The sequence below is a fragment of the Micromonospora sp. CPCC 206061 genome (assembly GCF_036906915.1).
GTDB lineage: Bacteria > Actinomycetota > Actinomycetes > Mycobacteriales > Micromonosporaceae > Phytohabitans.
In genome coordinates this window covers 1-2,478 of sequence record NZ_JBAKHX010000181.1, presented here as the reverse complement: position 1 = coordinate 2,478, position 2,478 = coordinate 1, and the positions used below count along the sequence as shown (strand labels likewise).

General features: G+C 69.2%; 2 protein-coding genes and 1 pseudogene. All 3 read left to right on the top strand.

Translation table 11 applies throughout. The features are described 5' to 3' along the window. Nucleotides 1–1,109 (top strand): annotated as a pseudogene (locus V6V89_RS41180) (AAA family ATPase); the annotation flags it as partial. After that, nucleotides 1,109–1,711 (top strand): HAD-IA family hydrolase, encoded by a 603-nt coding sequence (locus tag V6V89_RS41175; protein ID WP_334625171.1) that lies wholly within the window; start codon nt 1,109–1,111, stop codon nt 1,709–1,711. The pseudogene V6V89_RS41180 and the gene V6V89_RS41175, both read left to right, overlap by 1 nt. Nucleotides 1,712–1,871: 160 nt before the next feature. Then, nucleotides 1,872–2,414 (top strand): hypothetical protein, encoded by a 543-nt coding sequence (locus tag V6V89_RS41170; protein WP_334625169.1) that lies wholly within the window; start codon nt 1,872–1,874, stop codon nt 2,412–2,414. Nucleotides 2,415–2,478: the final 64 nt, after the last annotated feature.

Sequence of the window (2,478 nt, the reverse complement as noted above, 5' to 3'; positions counted from 1 at the left end):
CCGCCGAGCGCGCCGCCCGCGAGCGGGCCGCCGCCCGCCGTGCCGCGCGCGCCCGCGGGGCCACCATTGCCCGCGCGGTCGAGGTCGGCGCACGCGAGGCGCTCGCCCGGGTCGCGGTGTCGCTCGCCGACGCGGAACGAGCGCGCGACGAGATCGCCCAGTCGCGGTCCGCGCGCGAGGCTGAGCTGTCCGAGGTACGCGGTGCGGCCAAGCGCCTCGGCGCCGACCTGGAGCGGCTGACCAGCGAGGTACACCGGGACGAGGTGGCCCGCGCCGAGCAGCGGATGCGCATCGAGCAGTTGGAGATCAAGGCCGCCGAAGACTTCGGGCTCGACGTCGAGACGCTGGTCGCCGAGTACGGGCCGGAGCAGCCGGTGCCGCCCACGCAGGCCGAGGTCGCGGCGGCTGACGCCGACGGCAAGCCCGCGCCGGAGCCGGTGACCTACCACCGTCCCACCCAGGAGAAGCGGGCCGCCAAGGCGGAGCGCGAGCTCACCCTGCTCGGCAAGGTCAACCCGCTGGCGCTGGAGGAGTTCGCGGCGCTGGAGGAGCGCTTCAAGTTCCTCTCCGACCAGCTCGAAGACCTTAAGGCGACCAGGCGCGACCTGCTCACCGTGGTCAAGGACGTCGACGATCGCATCCTCGAGGTCTTCACCAGCGCATACGAGGACACCGCCCGAGAGTTCGAGAAGGTCTTCACGGTGCTCTTCCCGGGCGGCGAGGGCCGGCTGGTGCTCACCGACCCCGAAGACATGCTGACCACGGGCGTCGAGGTCGAGGCCCGGCCGCCCGGTAAGAAGATCAAGCGGCTGTCGCTGCTGTCGGGTGGCGAGCGGTCGCTGACCTCCGTCGCCATGCTCGTGGCGATCTTCCGGGCGCGGCCCAGCCCGTTCTACATCATGGACGAGGTCGAGGCGGCGCTCGACGACGTCAACCTGGGCCGGCTCATCACGCTGTTCACCCAGCTCCGGGAGAAGAGCCAGCTCATCATCATTACGCACCAGAAGCGCACGATGGAGGTCGCCGACGCGCTGTACGGCGTGACCATGCGCGCCGGCGTGACCGAGGTGATCAGCCAGCGGCTCAACACCGAGGACGAGGCCGCCTGATGCTTCGTACCAAGCCGACTGCCCTGCTGGTCGACCTGGATGGTGTGCTGCGCCGGTGGGATCCGGCCGTGCCGGCGGCGATCGAGTCGGAGTATGGGCTGCCGCGGGGTGCGCTGCTCGATACCGCGATGGCGTGGCACCGCCTGCGTCCGGCGATCACCGGCGAGATCACCCATGTCGAGTGGATGGCCGGGGTGGCTTCTACTTTGGAGGCGCCCTCGGCGGTGGCGAAGTGGCAGGAGTACCGGGGCGAGGTCGATCAGGACGTCCTGGCCTTCGTCCGCGAGGTGCGCGCCTCTGGGGTCCCCGTCGGGCTGGCGTCGAACGCCACCGACCGGCTGGACGCCGACCTCGACCTCCTGGGCCTGACCGGCGAGCTTGACGCGGTCGTCAACTCGTCGCTGGTTGGGTCGCACAAGCCGTCCAAGGAGTACTTCGCGGCGGCGTGCACGGCGCTGCGCACCCCACCGGATCGGGTGCTGCTGATAGACGACTCCGACCGGGTGGTGCGGGGTGCCCGGGTCGCCCGGCTCTTGGCGTACCGGTGGACGGACGCCGCGGACCTGAAGTACCTGCGCGCCTCCTTGGTGGAATGTCCTTAGTTGCACGCTTCCGTCGGTAGAAGAATTGCAGCGCAATACTTCTAAATATGGAAGTTCTATTTCTAGAACCTGGGCGTGCACGTGCCGGCCCGGGGAGGAAAGGTGAACTCCGCTCAGGTAAGTTGCTGCCGCCAAGGTCAACAGCGTGGGTGGAGGCAGCATGGTGATCGAGGCTCACTGGCTCCTTCCCTCGGAGCTGATGGAGCCGGCGTGGCAGGTGTACCGGGAAGCGTTCGAGGAACTGCGCATCCGCGCGGTCCAGCGGCACCTGATGCTCCGCAGCGAGTTCGATGAGCAGATGAGGGACGCGCGGATCCGCAAGTACGTGGTTCGCGATCCGGAGGATGGGCGACTGCTCGCACTCGCGACCCTCACGAACGATCTCGACGCGATGCCGCTCGTGTCACCTGATTACTTCGAGCACCGCTGGCCGGCGCTGTATGCCGAGCGGCGTATTTGGTATTGCGGCTTCTATGCGATTCATCCGGAGCATCAGGGATCGGCCACTTTTGTCCGGCTGGTGACTGAGATGCGGGCGATCATCGCGCCGGGGATCGCGGTGATGGACTTCTGCGGACGCAACGAAGAGGTGCGCCGGATGCCCCAGGTCGTCCGCACGATCCTGGCCCGCCAAGGCGACGTACGCCCCGAACGCCTGGACGCCCAGGCCTACTGGTCCTACGAATTCCCCGCCGCGTCCTAACCACGTCCCGCGCCCCGGCCCGCCCCGGCGCGCGGGCGCCTGGCGCGCGCCCGCGCCCCGCGCG